At 58.6% G+C, this 24,049-nt stretch carries 19 protein-coding genes; 13 read left to right on the forward strand and 6 right to left on the reverse strand.

Annotated features, from left to right (window positions below):
- Nucleotides 1–28: 28 nt before the first annotated feature.
- From gyrB to dnaA, 4 genes are all read right to left on the reverse strand, one after another.
- Complete coding sequence (gene gyrB / locus NAT23_RS08565) at nucleotides 29–2,446, reverse strand: DNA topoisomerase (ATP-hydrolyzing) subunit B (RefSeq protein ID WP_251927431.1); 2,418 nt, start codon at nucleotides 2,444–2,446, stop codon at nucleotides 29–31.
- Between the two features lie 18 nt (nucleotides 2,447–2,464).
- Nucleotides 2,465–3,550, reverse strand: coding sequence for a DNA replication/repair protein RecF (recF, locus tag NAT23_RS08570; RefSeq protein ID WP_251927435.1), 1,086 nt, complete (start codon nucleotides 3,548–3,550; stop codon nucleotides 2,465–2,467).
- A 64-nt stretch (nucleotides 3,551–3,614) separates the two neighbouring features.
- Nucleotides 3,615–4,718 carry a DNA polymerase III subunit beta gene (dnaN, locus tag NAT23_RS08575; RefSeq protein WP_251927438.1) on the reverse strand — a complete coding sequence of 368 codons (1,104 nt, stop codon included), beginning with the start codon at nucleotides 4,716–4,718 and terminating at the stop codon, nucleotides 3,615–3,617.
- Between the two features lie 59 nt (nucleotides 4,719–4,777).
- Entirely contained in the window at nucleotides 4,778–6,295 is a 1,518-nt protein-coding gene (gene dnaA, locus NAT23_RS08580; protein WP_251927440.1) for a chromosomal replication initiator protein DnaA, read from the reverse strand.
- 393 nt (nucleotides 6,296–6,688) lie between these two features.
- Here dnaA and rpmH point away from each other — a divergent pair, with 393 nt between their 5' ends.
- From rpmH to pgm, 4 genes are all read left to right on the forward strand, one after another.
- Nucleotides 6,689–6,823, forward strand: coding sequence for a 50S ribosomal protein L34 (gene rpmH, locus NAT23_RS08585; protein ID WP_251593437.1), 135 nt, complete (start codon nucleotides 6,689–6,691; stop codon nucleotides 6,821–6,823).
- Nucleotides 6,824–6,834: 11 nt separating this feature from the next.
- Entirely contained in the window at nucleotides 6,835–7,215 is a 381-nt protein-coding gene (gene rnpA / locus NAT23_RS08590) for a ribonuclease P protein component (RefSeq protein WP_251593439.1), read from the forward strand.
- 127 nt (nucleotides 7,216–7,342) lie between these two features.
- Complete coding sequence (gene yidC, locus NAT23_RS08595; protein ID WP_251927448.1) at nucleotides 7,343–9,007, forward strand: membrane protein insertase YidC; 1,665 nt, start codon at nucleotides 7,343–7,345, stop codon at nucleotides 9,005–9,007.
- Between the two features lie 212 nt (nucleotides 9,008–9,219).
- Nucleotides 9,220–10,884, forward strand: a complete 1,665-nt coding sequence (gene pgm / locus NAT23_RS08600; RefSeq protein ID WP_251927450.1) for a phosphoglucomutase (alpha-D-glucose-1,6-bisphosphate-dependent) — start codon at nucleotides 9,220–9,222, stop codon at nucleotides 10,882–10,884.
- Between the two features lie 55 nt (nucleotides 10,885–10,939).
- Here pgm and NAT23_RS08605 read toward each other — a convergent pair whose 3' ends face one another.
- On the reverse strand, nucleotides 10,940–11,575 hold the full coding sequence (locus NAT23_RS08605) for a flavin reductase family protein (RefSeq protein WP_251927452.1): 636 nt from the start codon (nucleotides 11,573–11,575) through the stop codon (nucleotides 10,940–10,942).
- A 126-nt stretch (nucleotides 11,576–11,701) separates the two neighbouring features.
- Here NAT23_RS08605 and mnmE point away from each other — a divergent pair, with 126 nt between their 5' ends.
- Complete coding sequence (gene mnmE / locus NAT23_RS08610; protein WP_251927454.1) at nucleotides 11,702–13,063, forward strand: tRNA uridine-5-carboxymethylaminomethyl(34) synthesis GTPase MnmE; 1,362 nt, start codon at nucleotides 11,702–11,704, stop codon at nucleotides 13,061–13,063.
- 28 nt (nucleotides 13,064–13,091) lie between these two features.
- Here the strand turns inward: mnmE and NAT23_RS08615 are convergent, their stop codons facing one another.
- Complete coding sequence (locus NAT23_RS08615; RefSeq protein ID WP_251927457.1) at nucleotides 13,092–14,381, reverse strand: LysR family transcriptional regulator; 1,290 nt, start codon at nucleotides 14,379–14,381, stop codon at nucleotides 13,092–13,094.
- A 228-nt stretch (nucleotides 14,382–14,609) separates the two neighbouring features.
- On the opposite strand from NAT23_RS08615, the gene NAT23_RS08620 reads away from it, so the two are divergent.
- From NAT23_RS08620 to NAT23_RS08655, 8 genes are all read left to right on the forward strand, one after another.
- A complete protein-coding gene (locus tag NAT23_RS08620) occupies nucleotides 14,610–15,347 on the forward strand; it encodes a PIG-L deacetylase family protein (protein ID WP_251927460.1) in 738 nt (245 codons plus the stop codon).
- Complete coding sequence (locus NAT23_RS08625; RefSeq protein ID WP_251927462.1) at nucleotides 15,344–16,045, forward strand: 4-carboxy-4-hydroxy-2-oxoadipate aldolase/oxaloacetate decarboxylase; 702 nt, start codon at nucleotides 15,344–15,346, stop codon at nucleotides 16,043–16,045. Before NAT23_RS08620 ends, NAT23_RS08625 begins: the two co-directional genes overlap by 4 nt.
- 2 nt (nucleotides 16,046–16,047) lie before the next feature.
- Nucleotides 16,048–17,127 carry a 4-oxalomesaconate tautomerase gene (locus NAT23_RS08630; protein ID WP_251927466.1) on the forward strand — a complete coding sequence of 360 codons (1,080 nt, stop codon included), beginning with the start codon at nucleotides 16,048–16,050 and terminating at the stop codon, nucleotides 17,125–17,127.
- Between the two features lie 79 nt (nucleotides 17,128–17,206).
- The gene (locus tag NAT23_RS08635) at nucleotides 17,207–18,016 is read left to right on the forward strand and encodes a VOC family protein (protein WP_251927470.1); all 810 of its coding nucleotides are present in this window, start codon (nucleotides 17,207–17,209) and stop codon (nucleotides 18,014–18,016) included.
- A gap of 356 nt (nucleotides 18,017–18,372) precedes the next feature.
- On the forward strand, nucleotides 18,373–20,199 hold the full coding sequence (locus NAT23_RS08640; protein WP_251927474.1) for a tannase/feruloyl esterase family alpha/beta hydrolase: 1,827 nt from the start codon (nucleotides 18,373–18,375) through the stop codon (nucleotides 20,197–20,199).
- A gap of 201 nt (nucleotides 20,200–20,400) precedes the next feature.
- Nucleotides 20,401–21,711, forward strand: coding sequence for a PqiA/YebS family transporter subunit (locus tag NAT23_RS08645; protein ID WP_286009987.1), 1,311 nt, complete (start codon nucleotides 20,401–20,403; stop codon nucleotides 21,709–21,711).
- Complete coding sequence (pqiB, locus tag NAT23_RS08650) at nucleotides 21,680–23,326, forward strand: intermembrane transport protein PqiB (protein WP_251593455.1); 1,647 nt, start codon at nucleotides 21,680–21,682, stop codon at nucleotides 23,324–23,326. Before NAT23_RS08645 ends, pqiB begins: the two co-directional genes overlap by 32 nt.
- The gene (locus NAT23_RS08655) at nucleotides 23,323–23,967 is read left to right on the forward strand and encodes a PqiC family protein (RefSeq protein ID WP_251927480.1); all 645 of its coding nucleotides are present in this window, start codon (nucleotides 23,323–23,325) and stop codon (nucleotides 23,965–23,967) included. Before pqiB ends, NAT23_RS08655 begins: the two co-directional genes overlap by 4 nt.
- Nucleotides 23,968–24,049: the final 82 nt, after the last annotated feature.

The following is a 24,049-nucleotide window of genomic DNA, read 5'->3' on the forward strand; positions in this document are numbered from 1 at the left end:
TCGATGTTTCACGTGAAACATCATATCGTCAGATATCGAGGTTGGCCGTCAGGGCGTTACTTTGGATAAAGTCTCGACGTGGCTCGACCTCATCGCCCATAAGCGTATTGAACATCAGATCAGCAGCTACGGCGTCGTCGATGGACACCCGCAGCATTCGACGTGACTCTGGGTCCATGGTGGTTTCCCACAACTGATCCGGGTTCATCTCACCCAGCCCTTTATAGCGCTGGACACTGAAGCCGCGGCCAGCCTCTTTCATGAGCCATTCCAGAACATCGTTGAACGTCTCAACATTGCGTGAGCGTTCACCCCGTGCGATATAAGCACCTTCTTCCAACAAGCCATCGAGTTCTTCGCCAAGTTTGGCGATAACGTCATAATCGCCTGAATGGAAGAAGCCAACGCCCAACGGATAATCGGTTGCCACACCATGAGCGGCCAGCGTCACACTTGGAAGGTACACGGACTGCTCTTCGTTATGGCGAACCTCGAAGGTATAGGTCGGCCCGCCCTCGTAGGCCACAACCATATCCATTCGGGTTTGAAGCTTCGCGACCCAGGCCGCCATCGCACCCTGGTCGTTCAACGTCTCCGACGTAATGCGCGGCACTTCGATCAACTTCTTCAGAACTTCAGCCGGATAGACCCGGCTCAAGCGGTCAATACGACGCATCGCATCGCGGTACCGGTTGACCAGTGATTCAAGCTGCGCGCCACCGATGCCGGGGGCATTTTGATTGATGTGAAGCGTTGCCCCATCAAGCGCGGTGCTGGTCAGATAGTCCTGCAGCGCCTGTTCATCTTTCAGATACATCTCCTGCTTGCCGCGCTTGATCTTGTAAAGCGGCGGCTGGGCAATGAACACGTGACCACGCTCGATAAGCTCAGGCATCTGACGGAAGAAAAACGTCAGCAGCAGCGTTCGAATGTGCGAGCCGTCGACGTCAGCGTCAGTCATGATGACGATCGAATGATAACGAAGCTTGTCCGGGTTGAACTCTTCACGGCCGATTCCGCACCCGAGCGCCGTGATCAACGTGCCGACCTCGGCCGAGGACAGCATCTTGTCGAACCGGGCCTTTTCGACGTTCAGGATTTTGCCCTTGAGCGGCAGAATCGCCTGTGTACGGCGATCACGGCCCTGCTTGGCACTGCCGCCGGCGCTGTCACCCTCCACCAGATACAGCTCGGAGCGGCTTGGATCCTTTTCCTGGCAATCCGCCAGCTTTCCGGGGAGCCCCGCGATATCGAGCGCGCCCTTGCGCCGCGTCATGTCACGCGCCTTACGAGCCGCTTCACGAGCGCGGGCGGCGTCCAGCATCTTGTTGACGATGGCCTTGGCCTCGTTCGGCCGCTCGACCAGATACTCACCGAAGTTACGGCTCATTTCCTGCTCGACCGCGGTTTTTACCTCGGACGACACCAGCTTGTCCTTGGTCTGGGAAGAGAACTTCGGATCCGGAACCTTGACTGAAATGATGGCGGTCAGGCCTTCTCGCGCATCATCGCCCGAGGTCGCGACCTTGGACTTCTTCTGAAGCTCTTCGGCCTCGATGTAGCCATTGAGCGAGCGCGTCAGCGCACCGCGGAACCCGGCCAGGTGGGTGCCGCCATCGCGCTGAGGAATGTTGTTGGTGTAGCAATAGATATTTTCGGTGAAGCTATCATTCCACTGCATCGCGACTTCGACCACGATGCCGTCTTCGCGCTCCATCTCAAAATGAAATACGGGGTTGAGCGCGGTTCGGTTCTTGTTCAGGTGCTCGACGAACGCCCTGAGCCCGCCCTCATAGTGGAAAAGCTCTTCCCGACCATCGCGCTCGTCATGTAGACGAATGGCCACACCGGAGTTTAGAAACGACAGTTCACGCAGGCGCTTGGCAAGGATGTCGTACTGAAATTCAATGTTGGCGAACGTCTCGGCGGACGGTTTAAAGGTGATCATTGTGCCGCTTTTCTCGGTCTTTCCGACCACGCTCAGCGGCTTCTGGGGCACGCCGTGCGAGTAGATCTGCTCATGCACCTCATTGTTGCGCCAGATTGTGAGCTTGAGCTGCTCGGAAAGCGCATTCACGACCGAGACCCCTACCCCGTGCAGGCCGCCCGAGACCTTGTAGGAGTTGTCGTCGAACTTGCCGCCGGCGTGCAGCACCGTCATGATCACCTCGGCCGCCGACACCCCTTCTTCGGAGTGCACATCGGTCGGAATACCACGGCCATCGTCGGACACTGACACCGACTCGTCCGGATGGATCGTTACCAGAACTTCGCTGCAATGGCCGGCAAGCGCTTCGTCGATCGAGTTATCGACGATCTCGAAGACCATGTGGTGCAGACCGGTCCCATCGTCGGTATCCCCGATGTACATTCCTGGCCGTTTACGGACAGCATCAAGCCCTTTCAATACCTTGATGCTGGAAGAATCGTAAGCCTGCTCGCTCATTGCCTGCTCCATATGGAATCACGCCGCCGTCAATCGTCCATCGCTGATGTGAAAATGCGCCATGTCTGTAGGCCCACGCCACACATCATCGAGCAAATGCCGATCAATGCCGGTAAGAAAAATCTGACATGTCATCTGTTCGAGAAGCCCGCAGAATGCCTGCCGATGCGTCTCGTCCAGTTCGGCCGCCAGGTCGTCGATCAGATAGATGCACTGTCGCCCGGTGGCTTCTTCAAGCCAGTGCCCCTGTGCCAATTTCATGGCACTGACCACCAGTTTTTGCTGACCGCGAGACAACACCTGCGCCGCCGGATATTTTCCAACCCGAAGACGAAGATCCGCGCGCTGCGGTCCTTGTTGGGTGAAGCCCATCTGCCGGTCGGTATCGATGCTTTGAGACAGCACGTCGTCCAGCGGTCGAGCCTTGTCCCACCCGCGGTAGTAGCGGAGCTGAAGCCCGGGCAGATCAACCAGTTCGGCCAGAATGCGTTCGAACACCGGCCGAAAGGCCTGGATGTACTCCTGGCGCATCTGGTCAAGCCTTTGCCCCCAGCGGGCCAGCTCGGCGCTCCAAACCGCGATGGCCTGACGGTCCATTCTATCATGTCTTAAAAGCGCGTTCCGATGTTTCAACGCCCGGCGAGTCGCGCGCCAGAGGTCGAAAAATTCGGAATTGACGTGAAAGACGCCCCAATCGAGAAACTCTCGCCGAGACGCAGGCGCCCCCTCGATCAAGCGAAAGGCATCCGGATTGATCACCTGCATGGGCAGCTTTTCAGCAAGGGTGGCAATCCGGTCGACGCGCTCTCCCGATACACGAAGCTCGACCCCATCACCGCTTCGCTGCCGGCGCACGCCAAGCGGGACCGGCACCGTTCCGGCCAGCCGGCCGAAGACAGTCAACCCGTCCGCCTCGTGATGGATTGCGTGCTTGAGCTGATGAGTGCGAAACGAGCGCGCCATCCCGAGGATGTGCAGCCCTTCCAACACACTGGTCTTGCCGCTGCCATTGGCGCCGGTAATCAGATTGATGTGGTTGCTGGGGGTGATGTCGATCGGCGCCAGATTGCGAAGGCCCGTACACCGAAACTGATCAAGGGGCATAGTGGCTCGAAGAGATAGAATCGCTTGGGGTCGATCCGGCGACGAACGCCGCCGGAGAAACACATCAAAGGCGCATCGGCATGACCACGTACAGCGCGTCGCTGCCGCCGGTGGCCTCCATGAGTGCGCTGGAATTGGGGTCGGACAGAGTCATCTGAACCTGCTCGGTGCCAAGCACGCTCAAGACATCGACCAGATACCCGACGTTGAACCCGATTTCCAGGGGCGCGCCACTGTACTCGACAGAGACGATCTCTTCGGCTTCTTCCTGGTCGGGGTTGTTGGCCGTAACCCGTAGCGTGCCCTCTTCCAGGTTCAACCGAACGCCTCGGTACTTCTCGTTTGAGAGGATTGCAGTACGCGACAGCACCTGGCGCAGCTCGGCCCGGTCGGCCATGAACTGCTTGTCACCGTTTTTCGGCACGACCCGCTCATAATCCGGGAACTTGCCGTCGACCAGTTTCGAGGTGAACGTGTAATTGCCCGTGCGAGCACGCAGATGGTTGTCACCGATGATCAGGGTCAGCGGCTCATCGCTGTCATCAAGCAAACGCGACAGTTCGATGACGCCCTTGCGGGGCAGGATCATCTTGGTTGGCGTCTCGAGTGCAAACTCGGCAGGTTTTGCGCACATGGCCAGCCGGTGGCCATCGGTCGCAACAGCGCGCACCAGCTGGTCACTCAGATCGATCAACATACCATTGAGGTAATAGCGAACGTCCTGCTGCGCCATCGCAAAGGACGTCGCATCGATCAAGTGCTTGACCGTACCGCGAGTCAACGTGATCTCGGCCTTACTCTGACCTTCATCGATATTGGGAAACTCGGCAACCGGCAGCGTCGACAGCGTGAACCGAGAGCGTCCGGCCCGCACAACCGCACGGCTATCCTCGACCGTGACCGAGATTACCGAACCTTCAGGCAGCGACTTGCAGATGTCCATCAGCTTACGCGCGGGAACCGTGGCGCTGCCCGGCTGCTCCACCGAATCCGGTACGGTGCGCCCGACCAGCTCAACCTCAAGATCGGTGCCGGTCAGAGACAGCTCATGCTCATCAACGCTCAAAAGAACGTTCGACAGCACCGGCAGCGTCTGACGGCGTTCGACCACGCCCGCAACCAGAGTTAGCGGACGCAGCAGGGCTTCACGGGAAATGGAAAATTTCATGAAACGTCACTCTTGTCGTGTGCAACATATAACGCGCGCAATACCTCAGTGCCGCGGCGTTAACTGGTCAGTAGCCGCATGAGGTTCTTGTAATCCTCACGAATGTCGGCATTTTCGGTTTGAAGCTCGGCCACCTTACGACACGCGTGCAGTACCGTTGTGTGGTCTCGGCCACCAAACGCATCGCCGATTTCCGGCAGGCTATGATTGGTCAGCTCTTTGGCAAGGGCCATCGCAACCTGCCGAGGCCGTGCAATCGAGCGGGTGCGACGCTTGGAATGCAGATCGGCCACCTTGATCTTGTAGTACTCGGCGACGGTGCGCTGGATATTATCAACGCCGACCTGCTTGTCCTGCAGGGCCAACAGATCCTTGAGCGACTCACGAATAAATTCCTGATCGATGTGGCGCCCGGTAAAGTGTGAGTCGGCGATGACCTTCTTGAGCGCGCCTTCAAGCTCACGCACGTTGGAGCGAATTTTCTGGGCAATGAAAAAGGCCGCGTCGTGGGGCAGATCGACCTGAGCCTGGTCGGCCTTTTTCATCAAGATCGCCACGCGAGTCTCGAGCTCCGGCGGCTCGATCGCGACCGTTAGCCCCCACCCGAAACGAGACTTCAATCGTTCCTCCACGCCGCTGATCTCTTTTGGATAGCGGTCGGAGGTCAAAATCATCTGCTGTCCGCCTTCAAGCAGGGCATTGAAGGTATAAAAGAACTCTTCCTGCGAGCGTTCCTTGCCGGCAAAGAACTGGATGTCATCGATCAGAAGCGCATCGACGCTTCGATAGAAGCGCTTGAAGTCGTTGATGGCATTGAGCTGAAGCGCTTTGACCATATCCGCCACGAAGCGCTCGGAGTGCAAATACACCACGCGAGCGTTATCACGAAGTCCAGCCAGGTGGTTACCGACCGCATGCATCAAGTGCGTTTTACCCAGGCCAACACCGCCATAAAGAAACAAGGGGTTATAAGCGCCCCCCGGATTCTCGGCGACCTGGCGTGACGCCGCGCGCGCAAGCTGGTTTGACTTGCCCTCGACAAAGGTTTCAAAGGTGAAATTGGGGTTCAAGCCGCTCTGGTGCTTGAGGCTGCCCTCAACCTGAACATGGCGCTCGCCGCTTGAGGAGCGCTGATTCTGGCCACTCGTGCCCGAGCCCGACGGCATTGCCGGTTCGCTGGCCGGCCGTGGGGCGTCCTGCCGATTTGACATGTTCATGCGCCCGGCGGATGGCATCTTGGGGGGAACCGGCGCGGCGGGTGCCTCATCGTTTGACGTTCGCGTCGAACCCGCCGCTGCAGATGTCACAGCAGGATTTGATACACTGCGCCGGCTGCCGATACCAAGGCTGACCTTGGGCGGCTTGCCCGGCGACAGTTCGCGCATCATTTCGTTGATGCGCTTTAGATACTTGTCGTTGACCCAATCGCGCACGAACCGGTTGGGCGCAAGCAGCTCAACCTCGTTCGCGTCTTCGACGGCCTCGGCCTGCAATGGACGAATCCAGGTATTGAACTGCTGTGAGCTCAACTCGTCCTGCAGATAATCAAGGCATTTTTGCCACAAAGCGATAGACACACGACCTCACCAGGGTTTGACCGATGCAAAGCCGGCATTGTAGCGATTCACACTCAGGTTATCCACATCCCGTCGCGCACCGGCTCGGGGTGTGGATAATTAATTTGGGAACAACCTTATGATTCTGCTAACAATCATTGAGCTTACACGCACACCCTTCCAGAGTTTTCCTTTTTTAGTACACAAAACTGTCCACAGGGTCTAAGCACCAGGGTGTGCTGAACACGCGCCTCCCAGCGGAAAAAATCACGTATCGATCAGTGAATTAACAGCGAATTAAAATTGCACGGCTGCGTCTAATTCACTAGAATCCTCGCCCTTGATCGGAATTTGCAAAAAGGCAAGTGCCGCTAATCACCTGTTTTCATACCAACCACTTCCTGGGAATCAGCTATGAAACGTACATTTCAGCCCAGCGTGCTCAAACGCAAGCGCAACCACGGTTTCCGTGCCCGCATGGCAACCAAAAACGGCCGTCAGGTCATCGCTCGTCGTCGCGCGAAAGGTCGTAAGCGCCTCAGCGCTTAATCGGTCCTTGGATGGAGTCGCATGGGTTTGCACGCGCTCTAAGGCTACTCAGTAGCCGAGAGTATCAGCACGTATTCGATAATGCGTGTTACAAGGTGCATGGCAAAGGCGTCCTCGCCCTCGCCTTCCCCAATGATTTGAACCATGCCCGTGTGGGAATGGTTTTTAGCAAGAAAACCATGCGTCGCGCCGTTGACCGAAATCGATTGAAACGTCTGACACGCGAATCCATTCGCCTTCGTCAGCACTGGCTCCCCGCTGTGGATATCGTAGTTCTTTCCAAGCGTGGTGTTGCAGACCTGGACAACGAGACCCTCAAGCGCCAGTTTCACGGCATGTGGAGGCGACTCGAACAGGACGTCAAACGGAACCGTTCGAAAAAGTCCGCTTGATTATGCGAGTACGAAGGTCATGGCCACAAGACGTCAGAGACTCCGCCCGACCAGCATGTTGCAATGACTGGCTCGGGCGGTTCTTCGTCTGGACCCGACATACACACCCTTACCGGGCAAAACACGCATGGATCTGAAACGACTCCTTTTCGTGATACCTCTCGCCGTGGTGACCTATCTCATGGTCATCCAGTGGAATCAGGACTATCACCAGCCCAAGACACCGCAGCCCGAAACGCCGGCGCTTGCAAGCCAGGGCAGCGACGCCAAGCAATCCAACAGCCTCGATGCACCGTCAACGACCAGTGAACTAAGCGTAGATGCGACCAAAGAACCTGCCTCCTCCGGCAGCAGCACGCTGATTTCCGTCGACACTGACGTTTTGAATCTGCGCATCGATTCTCGTGGCGGCGACATCGTCTACGCCTCACTGCCCAAGCACACCCAGCAACTCGGCGGCAATCAGCCCTTTGTGCTGCTCGCCAACGAACAGGCCTTGAACTATGTGGCCAAGTCCGGCCTCGAGCTCAGCAATCACAAGGGCCGGATCACCTTCTCGCCCGAGAAGACGGCGTATCGTTTAAGCGATGATCAAAAGACTCTGACCGTGGACCTTAAGGCCACGCTCAAGGGCCTCGACATCACCAAGCGGTTTACGTTCGAGCGTGACAGCTACGAAGTAAAGGTGGATTACCTGGTCAAGAACGGTGGCACGCAACCGGTTTCGGCGCGCTTCATCGGCCAGCTCGTTCGTGATAACAGCGACGACCCGACCAGCGGCGCCGGTGTCGGAATGCACTCCTATCTAGGTGCGGCGTTCTCTACAGCCGAAGAGCCTTACCAGAAAGTCAGTTTCAAAGACATCAAGGAAGGCAACTTCAAGCGCACCGAAAGCGAGGGCGGCTGGGTTGCGATCATTCAGCACTACTTTGTTGCCGCCTGGGTGCCAGACGCCAAGCAGCAGAACCTGTTCTACGCCACCGAAGACAGCCAAAAACGCAACGTCGCCGCTTTCGCAAGCCCCAGTACGCAGATCGGCGCGGGCGAGGAAGCGACGCTTGACGCCTCTCTCTACGCCGGGCCGAAGATCCATGAGCGTCTGGAAGCGATCGCGCCCAAACTCGACCGCACCATCGATTTCGGCTGGCTGTGGTTTTTGGCGACCCCACTGTTTCTGGTCCTGAAGTTCATCCATGGACTCATCGGCAACTGGGGCTGGTCGATCATCCTGTTGACCTGCTTCGTCAAGGCCGTGCTGTTCCCGCTGTCGGCCAAGGCCTACAAGTCGATGGCCAAGATGCGCAAGATGCAGCCCGAAATGCAGCGCATCAAGGAAGCGCATGGCGATGATCGCCAGAAGATGTCGCAGGAAATGATGAAGTTCTACCAGAAGGAGAAGATCAATCCGCTGGGCGGATGTCTCCCGATGGTCATTCAGATGCCGGTCTTCATCGCGCTCTACTGGATGCTGATGGAGTCCATCGAACTGCGTCATGCGCCGTTCATGCTCTGGATTCACGATCTTTCCGCGCAGGATCCCTACTTCATCCTGCCGATTCTGATGGGTCTGTCGATGTTCCTGCAGCAGCAGCTGAACCCGACGCCCCCGGACCCCACTCAGGCCAAGATCATGAAGATGCTGCCGATCATCTTCACGTTCTTCTTCCTATGGTTCCCGGCGGGTTTGGTCCTTTACTGGATCACCAACAACTGCCTGTCGATCGCGCAGCAGTACTACGTGACGCGCCAGATCGAAAAGCAGGATCAGAAGAAGCAGGAAATCAGCAAGTAAGTGCACTTGCCCGCATGAAACGCCCTCGCTTGCGAGGGCGTTTTTGTATGTAGCAGAAGGCCCGCGGATCAACCGGGCCTATACTGCGAGCACGCAGTCGCGGCAAGAAGGCTTGAACGCCGTTATCGGCGGGCAGGCACATCGACGTCATGACGACCCTGATACACTTGACGCGACATGACGCAGACACGCCCTCACCAAAGGAATGCATGATGAGTATCGATCCCAATGCCGGGCACGCGCCCAAGGAAGACCAGCTTGCCAATCTGCCGCGCCTGGTCGCGCGCTATTACAGTGAGCGCCCCGACGCATCGAACCCCGCTCAGCAGGTCTCCTTCGGCACTTCCGGCCATCGCGGTTCGTCGCTGAAAACCAGTTTCAACGAATGGCACATCCTGGCCACCACCCAGGCCATCTGTGACTACCGGTATAACGAAAGCATCGGTGGCCCGCTGTTCATTGGCATGGACACACACGCCCTGTCCGAGCCGGCCTTCATTTCCGCACTGGAAGTATTGGCGGCCAATGGCGTTGAGGTCCGTATTGACGCAGGCTGTGAGGAAACCGGTGGTGAACCCGGCTACACGCCGACTCCTGCCGTATCGAATGCCATCCTGAACCACAATGACGGCCTCATCACCGGCCTTGCTGATGGCATCGTAATCACGCCATCCCACAATCCGCCGACGGATGGGGGCTTCAAGTACAACCCCACCAACGGCGGCCCTGCCGGCGGCGACATCACCAAGTGGATTCAAAATCGCGCCAACGAGCTGCTCGAAGCCGAACTCGAAGGCGTCAGACGCATCAGCTATCAGGAAGCGCTCGAGGCACCGACCACCCAACCCTTCGATTTCATCGACAGTTATATCCAGGGCCTGGATAAGGTCATCGACATGGACGCCATCCGCAAGAGCGGTCGGACGTTCGCAGTCGACCCGCTCGGCGGCGCCGGTGTCCACTACTGGCCGCGCATTGCCAAGCACTTTGATCTGCCGCTCGAGGTCCTCTCTACCACCGTCGATCCGACCTTCCGCTTCATGCGCCTGGACTGGGACGGCAAGATCCGTATGGACTGCTCGTCACCCCATGCCATGGCCGGGCTGATCGAAAACAAGGACCGCTTCGACGTGGCGTTTGCCTGCGACACCGACCACGACCGCCACGGCATCGTCACGCGCTCCAACGGCCTGATGAACCCGAACCACTATCTGGCGGTCGCCATCGAGTACCTGTTCACGCATCGCCCGAACTGGGGTGAACAGATGGCCATCGGCAAAACGCTGGTATCCTCCTCCATGATCGACCGTGTCGCCGAAGGTCTTGGCCGGACGGTGACCGAGGTGCCCGTCGGTTTCAAATGGTTTGTCGACGGCCTGACCGATGGCACGCTCGGCTTCGGCGGTGAAGAATCGGCCGGCGCCTCCTTCCAGACGTTTGACGGCAAGGCGTGGTCGACCGACAAGGACGGCATTATCCTCGGGCTTCTGGCCGCCGAGATTACTGCGGTCACCGGCGACGACCCGGGTGAGCGTTACCAGAAGCTGACCGAGAAGTACGGCGCGCCCGTGTATGAGCGTATCGACGCCCCGGCCGACCGCGAGCAGAAAGCAAAGCTTGGCAAGCTGACGCCAGAGCAGGTGACCGCCGATACGCTCGCGGGCCACCCCATCACCCGCATCCTGACCGAAGCGCCCGGTAACGGCGCGGCCATCGGCGGGCTCAAGGTGGAAACCGATGCGGGCTGGTTCGCCGCACGGCCCTCCGGCACTGAAGACGTCTACAAGATCTACGCGGAAAGCTTCGAAGGCGAAGCGCACTTGAAGCAGCTTCAACAGGAAGCCAAGGCGCTGGTCGACGGCGTGCTGGCCGGCTGACGCCAATTGCGCGTGTAAATGAAAAAGCCGGCACTGAGTGCCGGCTTTTTTTGGCTCATCCGCCCGGGGCGGCCCCTGGTCGCGCCATGTCAAACCGCTCGTTGTCGCTGATCGTATAGTAGGTGGTCGGGCCGCCGGCACGCATGATCGGCTCGGCCGCCGCGGTCTGATAGATGCCTTCCTCAAGAAGAGCCGGGTCGATATGAACGCCCACGACCTCCCCCATCACTAGCCACGTATCCACCGCCGTACCGTCAGCGGTTTCAAGCCTTAGAAGCTGCGTTAGCCGACACTCAAACGACACGGGCGCTTCCTGAACCCGCGTCGCCGAGATCACGCTCGATGCCGCCGGCGTGAGCCCCGCCAGCTCGAACTCATCGACCGCCGCGTCCACCGCGTCGCAGCTCGTATTCATCGCCGCCGCCAGCGAGCGCGTGCTCAGATTCCAGCAGAACTCGCCGGTGGCCTCGATGTTACGTACCGAATCCTTCCAGCCCGCACTTGCAAACCCGATGATCGGGGGCGCCGCACAGAAGGCATTGAAAAAGCTGTAAGGCGCCAGATTGCGCACCCCGTTTTGATCCTGCGAGGAGATCCAGCCGATCGGCCGCGGCGCGATGATCGATTTAAACGGATCATGAGGTAGCCCATGGCCATGTTTGGGTTCGTAGAAATACGCATCCTGAGACATTGAAGACACCTTGTTGCACTGTATCGCCCAACTGTAGCAGGGCCACGGGCGTCCGGCGCTTGCGACGGCTCAGGCCAGCGCCGACAATAGCGTCCATTGCCTTACTGTCATCACACAGGACATTTCATGCTCGATCAGGACACGATTGCCGCGCTCGCAAGCCCACCCGGACGCGGCGGCGTCGGTGTGATTCGCTTCTCAGGCCCTCGTGTGCCGGAGCTTGCCGAACAGTTTCTCGGCTTCATGCCGACGCCCCGTCATGCGCATTACGGCCCGTTCGTGGGCACGAACCAGCAGGTGCTCGACGAAGGGCTTGCGCTCTACTTTCCCGCCCCGCACTCCTTTACCGGCGAGCACGTGCTGGAGCTTCAAGGACACGGCGGCCCGGTCATCATGGATACTCTGCTCGAGCACGCCATCACCCGGGGCGTCCGACTGGCGCGGCCGGGTGAATTTTCCGAGCGCGCCTTTTTGAACGACAAGCTGGATCTCGCCCAGGCCGAGGCCATCGCGGATCTGATCGAGGCCAGCTCCCGTCAGGCGGCTGAAAATGCCCTACGCTCGCTTCAGGGCGAGTTCTCGACGCGCGTCGGCACCCTGGTGCAACAGCTCATTGAGCTTCGGGTCTACGTCGAGGCCGCCATCGATTTCCCCGAAGAGGAAATCGACTTTCTGAGCGATGGCCATGTGGCCAACAAGCTCAGTCAGGTCAAGACCGCTCTCGGCGAGGTTCGCGCCGCGGCCGCGCAGGGCACCCTGATGCGCGAGGGCATGACCGTGGTCATCGCCGGCCGGCCCAACGCCGGTAAATCAAGCCTCTTGAACCGGCTGACGGAGCAGGATACCGCGATCGTCACCGACATCGCCGGCACCACCCGAGACGTTTTGAAGGAATACATTCATCTGGATGGCATGCCCCTGCACGTGGTCGATACCGCCGGACTTCGGGATACGCCGGACGCGGTCGAGCGCATTGGCGTACAGCGTGCGTGGCAGGAGATCGAGACGGCCGACCGGGTGCTTTTGATGGTCGATGCCGCCGAGACCGAGGCCACCGACCCTATGACCATCTGGCCCGAATTTGTCTCTCGCCTACCCGACCGGAGCCGGCTGACGCTGGTGCGCAACAAGGTCGACACCACTGGTGAAGCCCTCGGCTCGGAGTTAACCGCCACCCCGCCGGTGGTCCGGATGTCGGCCCACACCGGGGCAGGCGTGGACACACTAAAGGACCATTTGAAAACCGTAATGGGATACTCCGCGACCACCGAAGGCCGCTTCTCGGCACGGAGGCGCCACCTCGAAGCGCTTGACCGTGCCAGGGTCGCGCTCGACAACGGCGAGGCGCAGCTTTTTGGGGCCGCTGCGGGTGAGCTTCTGGCCGAAGACCTGCGCGCTGCACAGGAAGCACTCGGCGAAATCACCGGCGAATTCAGCGCCGATGACCTGCTCGGTGAGATCTTCAGCAGTTTCTGCATCGGAAAGTGATTACACACATTGCCTTACATATCGATGACTACTGCACCATCGGTATTTGAAGAGGCAGGGGCAACCGAGAGGCGCCCAAACGGCGGTAGGCGGTTTCCGGGGTCATTTTGGCTGAAAAAGCGCGAAGCTGATTGATGATCGTCTCAAGCGCGGGGGTCAGTACGTCATCGGCGCGGCGCGTGATACCGATCGAACGGCGGGTGCCTTCCAGGGCGATGGGAAGAACACACAGCTCGCCGCTTTCGATTTCATAATGAAGCTGGTGAAGAGAGGCCACTGCAACTCGCTGGCTGTACTGCAGTAATGACCTGAGCATGCCTAGATTGCCGGTTTCGATCTCCACCTTGGGCGAGGCTAGGCCTGCATGGTCGAACACGCGCTCGAACGCCTCACGAGAAGGTGTGCCTGCACGAGGCGTGATCCATTCGGCTGTCTCCAATTCCTTGAGTGATACCCGCAGTCGGCGCGCCAGAGGGTGCGTTCGGTGAGTGACGATGGACAGGCAGTCATCGAACAGCGCTTCCTGCTCGAGTTCCTTGCCAGGCGCTTCCGGGCGCAGGGCGCCGATCAGTAGGTCGATTTCGCCGCAGCGAAGCGCCTCGACCAGTCCGTCGTAGGTACCGTCGATCACGGACACACTGACCTCGGGCAGGCTCTTGCGCAGGGCATCGATGGCCATCGGCACCAGCTGGGTGGCTGCCAGTGGAAGACAGCCGATGACCACGTGCCCCTTGATCCGCCCTTGAAGGGCGATCAAATCCTGACATGCCATGGTCAGCTCACGAAGAGCCAACCGCGCATGACGCGCCAGAATTTCGCCGCTGTCGGTCAAAAGCATGCCACGGCGGGTACGCATGAAAAGCTCCATACCCACATGGCTCTCCAACTGACGAAGACTTGCACTGATCGCGGGCTGAGTAAGTCCCAGCGCACGTGCGGCCCGGGGCTCACTGTGCACCCGCGCAAGCGTGACCAAAGTCATCAGTTGACGCTGATTGAGATGCTGGATAAGCCGCTCACACCCACTTTTATTGGAGTGCAACGCGTTAAGCGCCGCCTCGGCAGAGGCGAATTGATCTAGGGCGCGCCTGAAGCGAGTGATCACTAATCTACCTGACGGCGTCGCGGTCATACCCCGGTGATGACGTTCGAACAACGCACAACCGAGTTCCTGCTCCAACTCTTGGATCGCACGAGTGACAGCCGGCTGTGAATAGTGAAGGTGCACCGAGGCCCGGTTGACACTCCCCGTGTCGTCCACCGCCAGCACCGCTCTGATTCGGCGCCAATTCGGCTCGAATTGAATGTCGCGTTGCACGGCTCGCCTCCTCAACGCATCCCATCCGCTCGCTGCGGCTCGCGTTAAGCCATTATTAAGTTATTAAGCAGGCTGTATCTTACTGGCGACCGCCTGACCGAAGTATTCAACAAAGGACGTATAAGCAAAGTGCATGTCTGATTCGATCAAATGCATTACGCCCGGCGCGGCACTCGGTGAGAGTCTACGACTCAACACCCGTTTATTGACATTGGAAAGGATCTTTCGATGAGCATGCCCCTACAGCAACGTGCAGGATTGGTGGTAAGCGCACACTCAGCCGATTTCGTCTGGCGGGCAGGCGGCGCGATCGCCCAGCATCGCGGTCAAGGTATTGATATGCATGTCGTCTGCTTGTCCTACGGTGAGCGCGGTGAATCTGCAAAGCTGTGGCGCAAAGGCATGTCGCTTGATCAGGTCAAGCAGACGCGTCAGGAGGAGGCGCTCAAAGCCGCCGAGGTGCTCGGGGCCAAAGTGACGTTTCTCGATCTCGGCGATTACCCTCTTCATGTCGACGATGAAGCGCTGTTCAAACTGGCCGACATCTACCGCAAGGTTCAGCCGGAGTTTGTGCTGACTCACTCGCAGCATGACCCTTACAACTATGACCACCCCCGCGCCACCGATGCCGCGCAGGAAGCGCGCATTATCGCTCAAGCTGAAGGCTATCGCCCTGGCGAAAAGATCCTTCATGCGCCCCCGGTGTTCTGCTTCGAACCGCACCAACCCGAACAGTGTCACTGGCGACCGGACGTTCTCTTGGACATCACGGAGGTCTGGGACAAGAAACGACAGGCCATCGAGTGCATGGCCGGCCAAGAACACCTGTGGGAGTACTACACCCGTGTCGCGCTTCAACGGGGCGTTCAGGCCAAGCGAAATATCGGTATTACTTCCGGCAAGGACATTCAATACGGCGAAGGCTATCAACGCATCCTGCCGCAGGTCGTGGAGACGCTGTCATGACACGTAATCTGGTCGTTCAAAACCCGCCTCGAGTGGATCAAGCTCACTGCGACGCTTTGGCAGGCTACGGGGTCGCTACGGTACACGAGGCCATGGGCCGAATCGGCCTTCTGGATGCGGGCATTCGACCGATCCAATCCGGCACCAGAATTGCTGGCAATGCCGTTACCGTGCTGGCAGCGCCGGGCGACAACTGGATGCTCCACGTCGGCGTAGAGCAGTGCCGGCCAGGCGATATTTTAGTCGTGGCCACCACGTCACCCTGCACCGATGGTTATTTCGGCGATCTCCTGGCGACGTCACTGATGAGCAAAGGCGTTCAAGGCTTGATCATCGATGCCGGCTGCCGTGACGTCATGGATCTGCGGGAGATGGGGTTCCCGGTCTGGTCACGGGCGATTTCCGCTCAAGGTACCGTCAAGGCAACGCTTGGCTCGGTCAACGTGCCGGTCGTCTGTGCTGGCCAACAGGTTCGAGCCGGCGACGTTATCGTTGCCGACGACGATGGTGTTGTGTGTGTGCGGCGTGAGGACGTAGTCACCAGCATCGAGGCGTCCAAGGCCCGTGAAGCGCGCGAAGCGGAAAAGCGTGGCCGTCTGGCTGCCGGTGAGCTGGGGCTCGACATCTATAATATGCGCGAGAGTCTTGAGCGCGCCGGACTCGAATACGTCGATTACGCAAGCGAATACGGAGCCTAGTTATGCAGACGGCGATTCCTTGCATGCAGATACGCGGCGGCACCTCGAAAGGCGTGTACTTTCTTGAGCAGGATCTCCCTCCAGAGGGCGCGCTCAGAGACCACGTCTTGCTGGCGGTCATGGGCTCGCCTGATCGCCGTCAGATCGATGGTCTGGGAGGCGGGACCTCTCTGACCAGCAAGGTCGCTATCGTCTCGCCCTCCTCTCACCCCATGGCCGATGTCGACTATCTGTTCGCACAGGTTGTCGTTGATGACGCGCACGTCGATTACGGTCAGAACTGTGGCAACATTTTGGCCGGAGTGGCCCCGTTCGCGCTCGAGTCTGGGTTGATCGATGCACACACGCCGACAACGTCCGTGCGGGTGCATATGGTCAACTCCGGTCAGTTGGCGACCATCGATGTTGCAACGCCGAACGGCAAAATCGAGTATCAGGGTACGACTCACATCTCCGGGGTACCCGGAGAGGCCGCAGCGCTGACGGTCTATTTCGAAGACACCGCCGGTGCCAATTGTGGGGCACTGATGCCCACCGGGCACGTCAGGGATCGACTGGCCGAGACCGATGTGACGTGCATCGACAACGGCATGCCCGTAGTGCTCATTCGGGCCGAAGATCTTGGCATTAGTGGCCACGAGTCACCGCAAGACCTCGAGCGCAACGACACGCTACGGGCCAGACTGGAAGCGATTCGACTCGAGGCTGGCCCCGTGATGAACCTGGGCAATGTGAAAGCACGCACCGTACCAAAGCTCTCAATCATTGCCCCAGCCACCGGCTCAGGCACTCTGACAACACGAACGTTCATACCTCACCGATGCCACGAGGCCATCGGTGTACTGGGCGCCGTAAGCGTTGCAAGCGCGTGTCTGATCGAAGGATCGGTAGCCGCGAGCTATTTCGATGCGCCACCTTCTGGTCGGGCCGAGATATCGATCGAACACCCGACCGGTGACTTCACGGTATCACTTATGACCAATGATCAGGGGCAAATCGAGCAAAGCGGTGTCATTCGCACGGCCCGATTGCTGTCTAAGGGGCATGTGTATATTCCGAGCGCCGTATGGCCTGGCGTTTGAAGCCCACGCCATCAGCGCTCATGTCACGCACGAGGCAGACTTCGAACCGTCTGGACAAGCCATTCATGGAGCACAAACAATGACAAATTCATCCACCTCAAGCGTGTTTCAAGAGCCTTGCTTCGACCTGGCGCATTTAGCGCACGTCGAAATGCTGACGCCGACCCCGGAAAAAAGCCTCTGGTTCTTTACCGAGGTTATGGGCCTGACCGTCAGTGCCACTAAAAGCAATTCAGTCTACCTGCGCGGATGGGACGACTATGAGCATCACACCCTCAAGCTGACCGGCTCGAACACCTCCGGCATCAAGCATCATGCCTTTCGAACCACAAGCCAAGCCGCGCTCGAGCGGCGCGTCGAGGCGCTGAAACGCCACAACACCGAGTTCGAATGGACCGAGGGAGACCTAGGACACGGCCCAGCCTGCCGGTTCAGAAACCCGGACGGGCACGTCGTTGAGCTTTATTACGACACCCAATGGTATCAGGCGACCGATGGCACTCGGCCCTCACTTAAGAATCAGGCCGCTCGCATTCCCGGTCGGGGTGCCAACCTTCGGCGTCTGGATCACCTCAACCTATTGGCAAGCGACGTTAAGAAAACCCGAATTTTCATGCAGGATGTGCTTGGGTGTCGACTGACAGAGCAAATCGTATTTAATGATGGCTCGGAAAAGGGAGCATGGTTTAGCGTCAACAACAAAAGTTACGACCTTGCTATTTCCGAAGATCATAGCGGCTCGAGCGGGCGCTTTCACCACATGACTTACGCGGTAGACAGCCGCGAGGAAGTGCTTCGCGCCGCAGACATATGCCTGGACAACGGCGTCTACATCGAAACGGGCCCTCACAAGCACGCCGTGCAGCAAACGTTTTTCCTCTACGTCTAGGAACCCGGCGGCAACCGCTTCGAAATCTGCAACGCTGGCGCCCGGCTGATTCTAGCCCCGGACTGGCAGACCGTTATCTGGAACGAAGAAGAGCGCAAGAAAGGTCAAGCCTGGGGGCTTCAAACCATCAAATCGTTTCATACCCACGGTACACCGCCGGTCGAATAACTGGCAGTTCGAGTCTGCAACGCTTAAGGCATTCATCTCGCATGAATGCCTTTTTAGTTTGCGGCGCGCCTATATCTGCGGCATAGCCATAGTGAATGACTTATCGGTAAAAAACATATTTCTTGAACACTTTTAAAGCACACTGAGCAAGCGCACTGCACCCTGTTTTTCGACTCTGGAGACCCGACATGCACAGCCCTTTCAGGCAACAATCCTATTGGCGGCACGCCCTCCTATCACTAGCGATATTTATCCTTTCACCGCTCGCAGCACAGGCAAGCCCGGACTACGCCTTTTCAAGCGACAAGACGCCGCCGGCCATGATAACCATCGCGTCATTGCCGGTTGTGCCCGCTCAAGCCAGCTGCGCTGATCTCGCACATGTCTCGTTGACCGAACTGGGGGGCAGTGGCAGCCAGGTGGACAAAACCCAACAGACTACCATCAACGATCACGCGGTCTGTCAGGTTCAAGGAACGCTTGCCAAGAACATTCATTTCGAGGTCCGACTGCCGGTCGATACGTGGGCGCAGCGCTATCTTCAGCTCGGTTGCGGAGGCTTGTGTGGCCAAATCACGCTGGAGGCCGGTGCCGCAGACGGATGCATACCGCTTGATAACGGCAATTTCGTGACGGCTGCAACCGACATGGCCGGTGGCAACGACGGTACCTTTGGCAAGAACGAAGCCCGACGCCGAGACTTTGCCTACAAAAGTCAACATCTTACAGCCCTGGCGGCCAAGGCATTGATCAAGACCTATTACGGAAAAGCGCCGACCTATGCCTATTTCGACGGTTGCTCAGACGGCGGGCGCGAGGCGCTGATCGAAGCGCAGCGTTTCCCTGACGATTTCGATGGCATCATCGCAGGCGCGCCCGCCATGAACTTCGTGATTCAAAACGGGCTCTACCACGCATGGCAAGCTCGAACCAATACTGATAAAAACGGCAAGGCGATTCTTACTGCCGACAAACTGCCCATGCTGCATAACGCGGTAGTGGCACAGTGCGATGGCCTTGATGGCCAAGTAGATGGGTTGATTTCCGCCCCCAGCCTCTGCCAGTTCAACCCGGCAACGCTTCAATGCCCTGCCGATCTCAAAGACACAAGCCACTGCCTGACCGCGCCCGAAGTGGCGGTCGTGCGTAAATTCTACGAAGGCCCGCTCGACCCTGACACGGGCGAGCACCTTTCTCTTGGCGGGCCGATGCCCGGTTCCGAGTTGAATTGGCAAGGCATTTACGTACCCGAAACCCATTCCGATCCGCTGTTCAGTCGCTCGATCGCACTGGGAGCACTGCGCTATGTGATTTTCAAGAACAATCCGAGCAAGAACTTCTCACTCGATGACATCACCTTCGACAAGGCGTATGTAGAAAAGCTGACGTCGCTTCATACGCTTTACGATGCGACCAGCCCCGACCTTTCAGCTTTCAAACAGGCCGGTGGAAAGCTGATTCTATGGCAGGGTTGGGCCGACCCTCATATTTCGCCAGCCTATCTGGTCGCTTATCATGAGGCGATTGCCAAGACGATGGGCAAAAAGACGGCCCATCAGTTCGAGCGGCTCTATATGCTGCCGGGGGTATCGCACTGTTCCGGTGGTGAAGGTCCAAGCAAGATCGATCTATTGACACCGATGATGGCGTGGGTTGAACGGGGCCATGCTCCAAAGGCCATCAATACCTACGCCGTTCAATCCAGCACCCAGAATAGCTTCGGCCAACCGACCGGTACCGCCTCAGCTGCCTCCAAGGACAGCGATGCTGGAAATGACGAACACGGCGATAAAGACGCTCACGGCCCAAGCCCAGCAGCTCGACAGAGCGACCGTAACGCGCTCGTCACTCAGTCGCGGCCGGTATTTCCTTATCCGTTCGTTGCCAAATACGACGGCAAGGGCGACCCGAACAATGCCAGCAGTTACATTCAGGGTCCGCCCTTGCAGAGCATGTCGTTCAAGAATTGGGCTGGGGCAGCTCTTTATACTCCTTATAGAGGTCAAACCAACTAATGCTTGACGCCGGGCACAGTCCCGTTGCTTTGGCGCGCTTCAGTTGAGGCGCGCCGAAACGCGTACATGCATCTTGAGCATCATCGCATTAAGAGCGGTCTATCGTGTAACAATGCTTTTCAGACTGCTGCCATCATGGCAGTCTCAACACTCCTTGTGCCTACACCAGCCCACTGGATACGTCTTTCAAGAGCCTTGCCGATGACTGCATCGAGTCCACCGTCAGTTCCCTCTTCACTGCATGTTCGCGCATGCCTTGAGTGTGACTTGATCAGTGAAGTGCCCCGATTATCACCGGGCGAAGCCGCACACTGCCCACGCTGTCACCATGTGCTGGCTCAGCGCCACAACAAGCCTGCCACTCATGTGGTGGCTTACGCCCTGAGCGCTCTAATTGCGCTGGGACTTGCGCTGCCGTTTACGTTCATTTCGTTCGAGGCGCGCGGCGTGAAACGCGACATGGGGCTGAGCGAAGCAGCCAATACGTTGCTGCAACAGCACTACGAAGCACTGTCGTTTCTGATCTGGTGGGGCATCATCATCCTGCCGGCGATCTATCTGAGCGTCAGCATCTATCTGCACTTGGGACCGCTCTGGAACTATACTCCGGTGGCGCGCCGTGGCTTCGGCAGGCTCTTGAAGCGCATGGAGCCCTGGATGATGGCCGATGTCTTTCTGATCGGGGTGCTGGTCAGCATGGTCAAGATTCTGGCCCTTGCCGAGATCGGCTTCGGCGTGTCGTTCTGGGCCTACTCCGCCTTCGTGATCTTGGTGCTTAAAACGACGCGAGTGATGGACCACGACTGGCTCTGGACCTTCATTGGCGGGCCCGACCGGCCGCTAAGACACGCCCGCGCCGGCAGGACAGGCCGCCAGCAGAACATGACGGGCTGCCCGGTGTGCTACACCTTGAATGAGCTTGATTCGGATCAACGCGGACACTGTCGTCGCTGTAGTGGCGCCCTGCGGCTTCGCAAGTACAGAAGCCTTCAGACCACGCTTGCCCTGCTGGTTACATCAATCATTCTTTACATTCCGGCCATGACGCTTCCGATCATGACCGTAACCACCCTCGGCGACAGCTCTCCCCAGACCGTGATCGCGGGTGTGATGCACCTTTGGGGCTCCGGTGACTGGCCTATCGCCCTGATCATTTTCGTGGCAAGCGTGGTCATCCCCATTGCCAAGATTCTGGCGCTTGGGTGGCTGAGCTGGAAGGTCTGGCGGCCTTATCCCTCCAGGCCGCTGCTGCGCCATCGGCTTTACAGCATGACCGAGCTGATCGGACGGTGGTCGATGATCGATGTGTTCGTGGTGGCACTTCTGGTCGCCCTGGTGCGCCTTGGGTCTGTCATGTCGGTCTACCCGGGTTTAGGCGTGATCGCCTTTGCCGGGGTCGTCATTCTTACTATGCTGGCAGCTATCTGCTTCGATCCCCGCTTACTGTGGGACAACCCTCGAGATCAACAGGACAGTGTGAATGAGTTCGTCGCTCCCACAAGCACTTCGTAAACGGCAAAAATCGATCTCTCCCGTATGGCTGGTACCACTTCTGGCCGTGCTCATCGGGGGGTGGATGCTCTACCACACCTTCACCTCACGCGGGCCCGAGATCACCCTGATCATGGATAACGCCGAAGGCATCGAGGCCGGCAAGACACTGATCAAGGCGCGCAACGTCGAAGTGGGCCGGGTCAATTCGGTGTCGTTGTCCGACGATACCAGTCACGCAGTGGTCACGGCGCGCATGCATGAAGACGCCGAAAACCTGTTGAAGACCGACAGCCGGTTCTGGGTAGTCAAGCCGCGCGTCGGTCGTGAGGGCATCAGTGGCCTGAATACCGTGCTTTCCGGCCCCTACATTCAGCTCCAGCCCGGGCGCGCCGAGCAAACCAAACGCCGCTTTGACATGCTCGAAAAGCCACCGGTCGCACCCCCGGATGCCGGCGGCCTTCGCATCAACCTGACCAGCGCCAACGCCAACGCACTGAGCGTGGGCGACCCGGTCATCTTTCAGGGCTTCACGGTGGGCCGAGTCGAGGCGTCCAACTTCGACACCTCGGACCGCCAGATGCATTATCGCCTCTACATTTTCAAACCCTATCGCTCACTTGTAACGACCAATACCCGTTTTTGGTCCGCTTCAGGCGTGCGGTTCGATCTGAGCACGGAAGGCTTTACCCTGGATCTGGCCTCGATCGAGTCCCTGATCAGTGGGGGCGTCACCTTTGGTGTGCCTGAAGACATTGCCCCCGGCAATCCCATCGCGCAGACCGACAATACGTTCGAGCTCTACGGCGATGAAGAAACCGCGCGGCAGGGCAGCTTCAGCCATTACCTCAAGTACATCGTGATGGTCGATGACACGGTACGCGGCCTGCACAAGGGGGCACCGGTCGAGTACCGAGGAGTTCGTATCGGCACCGTCGATACCGTGGCGTACCATTTGATCAAGGTCGAAAAACGCTCGCTGACCAACTTCAGCATTCCGGTACTGATTCGCATCGAGCCTCAGCGCATCCAAAGCAACCTCGATAAGCAAGGCATCGAGCAGTGGCGCGCTCGGGTCAACCGCCTGGTCAAGGAAGGGCTTCGTGCCTCACTCAAGGCGGGTAATCTCTTTACCGGCGCGCTGTTTGTGGATCTGAACTTCGACGACAGCGCAGAGCCTGTCGATACGATTAATCAGTTTGAAGGCATCGATATTCTGCCAAGCCAGCCGGGCAGCTTCGCGCAGATCGAACAGAAGGTATCGGCGCTGCTCGACAAGCTCAATGATCTTCAAATCGAGCCTGCCCTGAATCACCTGGATCAGACGCTTGCAAGCTCCGATGCGCTGGTCAAGGAGCTGACGGCGACCAGTACGCGCCTCAATGAGCTATTGGATGATCCATCCACTCGCGCGCTGCCCTCAGAGACGCGCCAGACCCTTGAATCGGTCCAGGGCACGCTGGATAGCTATTCACAGGATACACCGGCCTACGGCGAGCTGACGCAGACGCTCAAGTCACTGCAGCAGCTTCTGAACGACTTGCAGCCCGCGGCGCGCACGCTGAGCGAAAAGCCGAACGCCCTCTTGTTCAACCGAGAGGTCATCACCGACCCCCAACCCAAGGCGGCCCCATGATGCGATCGCTTTCACACTTCACGCGCGGCTGCACGCTGGCGATTACAGCGCTCACTCTAACCGGGTGCGTCAGCGGTGGCAGCACTGAATTTCATCGCTATGCGCTTGCAGAAGTGCCGAGCAGCTCGGCGCCCTCCCCGGCGCTGCATGTATTGGCGGTGCCCGGTGTCCGCCTTTCGGGCATGCTGGCAGGCAATGGCATCGTCATGCAGGTGAGCGACATCGAATTGCAGGCGGCCCAGCAGAATTTGTGGGCGGGTGAGCTGGGCCACCAGCTCACCCAGCGCCTTCAATCGTCGCTTCAACACGCGTTGCCCGCGACACGCATAGATTCACAGCCAGGCGATGGAATGACCCTGACAGTCGATGTGGAGCAGTTTCAGGGGCGCTTCGATGGCCAGGCGGTTGCTTCCGGCCAGTACCGTGTCACGAATGCTGATGGCGATGTGCGAATTCAGGACCGGTTTCAACATACCGTGCCTCTTGCCGAAGACGGCTATCCGGCTCTGGTTCGGGCCCTCGGCACGGCCTGGTCGCGCAGCAGCGACCAGATTGCTGCGCGCATCAAAGCAGTACAGAGCACGCCTTCACCAACCAGCTCGCCTAACACAGAAACCGCCACGGAAGAGCAATCTCAATAACAGCCATTTCCTTTCGCGCTCGCATGCTGATAGCCACTTGCTTAGTGGCGGCAGTTCAACACGACAGGCAGCGGGCGCAACG

This window comes from Larsenimonas salina, assembly GCF_023736155.1.
GTDB lineage: Bacteria > Pseudomonadota > Gammaproteobacteria > Pseudomonadales > Halomonadaceae > Larsenimonas > Larsenimonas salina.

Coding starts and splice junctions, on each gene's coding strand:
- NAT23_RS08635 (WP_251927470.1), top strand. CDS start 17,207: ATGACAAATTCATCCACCTCAAGCGTGTTTCAAGAGCCTTGCTTCGAC.
- rpmH (WP_251593437.1), top strand. CDS start 6,689: ATGAAACGTACATTTCAGCCCAGCGTGCTCAAACGCAAGCGCAACCAC.
- NAT23_RS08640 (WP_251927474.1), top strand. CDS start 18,373: ATGCACAGCCCTTTCAGGCAACAATCCTATTGGCGGCACGCCCTCCTA.
- rnpA (WP_251593439.1), top strand. CDS start 6,835: ATGGAGTCGCATGGGTTTGCACGCGCTCTAAGGCTACTCAGTAGCCGA.
- pgm (WP_251927450.1), top strand. CDS start 9,220: ATGAGTATCGATCCCAATGCCGGGCACGCGCCCAAGGAAGACCAGCTT.
- mnmE (WP_251927454.1), top strand. CDS start 11,702: ATGCTCGATCAGGACACGATTGCCGCGCTCGCAAGCCCACCCGGACGC.
- dnaN (WP_251927438.1), bottom strand. CDS start 4,718: ATGAAATTTTCCATTTCCCGTGAAGCCCTGCTGCGTCCGCTAACTCTG.
- NAT23_RS08645 (WP_286009987.1), top strand. CDS start 20,401: ATGACTGCATCGAGTCCACCGTCAGTTCCCTCTTCACTGCATGTTCGC.
- NAT23_RS08625 (WP_251927462.1), top strand. CDS start 15,344: ATGACACGTAATCTGGTCGTTCAAAACCCGCCTCGAGTGGATCAAGCT.
- NAT23_RS08630 (WP_251927466.1), top strand. CDS start 16,048: ATGCAGACGGCGATTCCTTGCATGCAGATACGCGGCGGCACCTCGAAA.
- NAT23_RS08655 (WP_251927480.1), top strand. CDS start 23,323: ATGATGCGATCGCTTTCACACTTCACGCGCGGCTGCACGCTGGCGATT.
- NAT23_RS08605 (WP_251927452.1), bottom strand. CDS start 11,575: ATGTCTCAGGATGCGTATTTCTACGAACCCAAACATGGCCATGGGCTA.
- yidC (WP_251927448.1), top strand. CDS start 7,343: ATGGATCTGAAACGACTCCTTTTCGTGATACCTCTCGCCGTGGTGACC.
- NAT23_RS08620 (WP_251927460.1), top strand. CDS start 14,610: ATGAGCATGCCCCTACAGCAACGTGCAGGATTGGTGGTAAGCGCACAC.
- recF (WP_251927435.1), bottom strand. CDS start 3,550: ATGCCCCTTGATCAGTTTCGGTGTACGGGCCTTCGCAATCTGGCGCCG.
- pqiB (WP_251593455.1), top strand. CDS start 21,680: ATGAGTTCGTCGCTCCCACAAGCACTTCGTAAACGGCAAAAATCGATC.
- gyrB (WP_251927431.1), bottom strand. CDS start 2,446: ATGAGCGAGCAGGCTTACGATTCTTCCAGCATCAAGGTATTGAAAGGG.